The sequence below is a fragment of the Mycobacterium sp. genome (assembly GCF_049280035.1).
Lineage (GTDB): Bacteria > Actinomycetota > Actinomycetes > Mycobacteriales > Mycobacteriaceae > Mycobacterium.
The window spans coordinates 1-3,422 of record NZ_JBAPPI010000391.1 but is presented as its reverse complement, the minus strand read 5'-3'; the positions used below and the strand labels follow the sequence as shown (position 1 = coordinate 3,422).

Annotated in this window: 2 protein-coding genes; both read left to right on the top strand. The window is 70.6% G+C overall.

Features of this window, described 5'->3' with window-relative positions; translation table 11 throughout:
* The coding region (locus tag WAN71_RS13090; RefSeq protein WP_422225738.1) for a PD-(D/E)XK nuclease family protein at positions 1 to 1,896 on the top strand (1,896 nt) is incomplete at its 5' end.
* Positions 1,893 to 3,422, top strand: a 1,530-nt coding sequence (locus WAN71_RS13085) for an ATP-dependent helicase (protein WP_422225737.1), incomplete at its 3' end; no start/stop codon positions are given. The genes WAN71_RS13090 and WAN71_RS13085, both read left to right, overlap by 4 nt.

Sequence of the window (3,422 nt, the reverse complement as noted above, 5' to 3'; positions counted from 1 at the left end):
GTGCAGGCGCTGCTGACGGTGTTGGCCGCCGCCGCCGACGGGCTGGACGGCAAGCGTGCGCTGACGCTGCTGACCGGGCCGATCGGGCGGGTCGACCCGGTTTCGCTGCGCCAGCTGCGACGGGCGTTGCGCCGCGCCGAAATGGACGGGCCGCCACGAGAATTCGACGACCTGCTGGTGGATGCCCTCAACCACGGGGGGTTCTCTCGATTGACGCCAACCCAGGCCCGGCCGCTGCGACGGATCCGCGCGGTGCTGGACGCCGCTGCGCGCAGTCATGCGCGCGGCGTGGACCCGCGCTACACCCTCTGGGCGGCATGGCACCGTTCGGGCCTACAGCGACGCTGGCTGGCGGCGTGTGAGCGTGGCGGACCTTCCGGCGCTCAGGCCGGCCGAGACCTCGACGCGGTGACGGCACTGTTCGACGCCACCGACCAATATCTGTCGCGCACTGCCGGCGCGTCGCTGCCCGGCCTGATCGACCACCTGGGCACGCTGCAGATGCCCACAACCGGTCCCGAATCTACGGCCGCGACTGAGCAGGTCACGGTGCTTAGCGCGCATGCGGCGCTGGGCCATGAGTGGGACCTGGTGGTCATCGCCGGCCTGCAGGAAGGGTTGTGGCCCAATACGATTCCGCGCGGCGGTGTGCTCGGCACCCAGCGGCTGCTGGACGCGCTGGACGGGGTCGCCGAGAACGCGTCGATGCGTGCACCGCTGTTGGCTGAGGAACGGCGACTGTTGGTTGCGGCGATGGGCCGGGCGCGAAACCGGTTGCTGGTGACGGCCGTAGAGGGAGAGGCAAGCGACGACGGTGATGCGGCTATGCCGTCGCCGTTCTTCTCCGAGATCTCGCAATGGGACACCGGCAGCGCCGATGCCGCTTCACCCGATGCCGCACTGCAACCCGTCACTGCGCCGCGGGTGCTGTCGGCGGCCGCGGTGGTGGGCCGGCTGCGCGGGGTGGCGTGCGCACCGCAGGGCGCGGTGAGTGACGCGGTGCGTGCTTGCGCGGCAACACAATTGGCGCGGCTCGCCGCAGCAGGCGTTCCGGGTGCTGACCCGGCCGGGTGGTACGGCATGACGTCGCTTAGCAGCACCGAACCGTTGTGGAGTAGGGAAGATCACACAGATCACATCGTCACGCTGACTCCGTCGAGCCTGCAGATGCTGACCGACTGTCCGCTGCGCTGGCTGGCCGAACGCCACGGCGGAACCGACGCCCGCGACCTGCGCTCCACGATCGGCTCGGTGCTGCACGCGCTGATCGCCGAACCGGCAGGCAGCGAGTCGCAGCTGCTGGCGGCCCTGGAGCGGGCCTGGCAGCACCTGCCCTTCGAATCCCGTTGGTATGCAGCCAACGAGCTGGCCCGCCATCGCGCGATGATCCAGGCGTTCTTGGGGTGGCGGGCCCAGACCCGTAGCGAGTTAACGGAGGTCGGCGTCGAAGTCGACATCGACGGGGTGCTCGACGGCCGTGGTGGTGCCAGCGTGCGGCTGCGCGGCCGGGTTGATCGGATCGAACGCGACGGAGCGGGGCGGTTGGTCATCGTCGACGTCAAGACCGGCAAGACGCCCGTCAGCAAGGACGACGCGCAACGGCATGCCCAGTTGGCCGCCTACCAGCTGGCAGTGGCCGAGGGTCTGGTAGCTGACGGGGACGAGCCGGGCGGCGCGCGACTGGTGTACCTAGGCAGGACCGGGCCGGGCGTCGCGACCGAACGCGAGCAGGACCCGCTGACACCCGAGGCGCGTGTCGAGTGGCGCAACCTGGTCCGGGAGGCTGCTGAGGCGACGGCCGGGCCGCAGTTCATCGCCCGGATCAACGACGGCTGCGCGCACTGTCCGCTGCGGCCGAGCTGCCCGGCCTATGCCCGCGCCGAGGGGGCGGTATGACGACACCAGTTGCAGCCCGCTACGGTCCCGCCGAATTGGCATGTGCCTTAGGTCTTTTCGAGCCGACGGCGGAGCAGGCGGCGGTTATCGCTGCGCCGCCCGGGCCGCTGGTGGTCATCGCGGGGGCCGGCGCAGGGAAAACCGAGACAATGGCGGCGCGGGTGGTGTGGCTGGTCGCCAACGGCTACGCCGAACCCGGCCAGGTACTGGGGCTGACCTTCACCCGCAAGGCCGCCGGTCAGCTGCTGCGACGGGTCCGGTCCCGGCTGGCCCGGCTGGGCGGCACTGGATTGACAATCGGCAGCCAGCCGGGCCCGCCACCCGGTGAGCCCGCCGGCACGCCGGTCGTCAGCACCTATCACGCTTTCGCCGGCCAGTTGCTGCGCGAATACGGTCTGCTGTCGCCGGAGGCGGGAACGCGCGCACAGCCCGTCGAGCCTGGCACCCGGCTGCTCAGCGAGACCGAACTGTGGCAACTGGCATTCGGCGTCGTCAACGGATATCCCGGGGAGCTGCACACCGACAAGACTCCGGCCGCGGTCACCTCGATGGTGCTGCGGCTGTCGGGTCAACTCGCCGAGCACTTGGTCGACACCGATCAGCTGCGCGATACCCACCACGAGCTCGAACGGCTGGTGCACACCCTGCCTGCGGGCCGCTACCAACGGGGCGGACCTAACTCTGGGCCCAGCCAGTGGCTGCTGCGGATGCTGGCCACCCAGGCCGAGCGTGCCGAGCTGGTGCCGGTCATCGACGCCTTGCACCGGCGGATGCGGGCCGAGAAGGTGATGGACTTCGGCATGCAGATGGCCTACGCCGCGCGTTTGGCGACGGCGGTCCCGCAGGTCGGTGAGCAACTGCGCGGTCGCTACCGGGTGGTGCTGCTCGACGAGTACCAGGACACCGGATACGCCCAGCGCATCCTGTTGTCGTCGCTGTTCGGCGGGGGCGTCGACGATGACTTGGCGTTGACCGCCGTCGGTGACCCAATCCAGTCGATCTATGGGTGGCGGGGTGCCTCGGCGACCAATCTGCCCCGGTTCACCACCGACTTCCCGCGACCCGACGGCAGCCCGGCGCCGGTCCTCGAACTGCGAACCAGCTGGCGCAATCCGCCGCGGGCGCTACATGTGGCCAACGCCGTGTCGGCTGACGCGCGGCGACGATCAGTTGCGGTGCGCGCGCTTCGTTCTCGCCCCGACGCTCAGCCCGGCACGGTCCGCTGCGCGCTGCTGGCAGACGTACAGGCCGAACGGGAGTGGGTCGCCGATCACCTGCACCGGTGTTATCAGCAGGCCGCCGACGATGGCGTCGTGCCCCCGACCGCGGCGATCTTGGTGCGGCGCAACGCCGACGCCGAACCGATGGCCGCCGCGCTGCGCGCCCGCGGCGTCCCGGTCGAAGTGGTCGGACTGGCCGGGTTGTTGTCGGTGCCCGAAGTCGCCGACGTGGTCGCAATGCTGCGCCTGGTCGCCGAACCGACCGCCGGTGCGGCCGCCATGCGGGTGCTTACCGGTCCCCGGTGG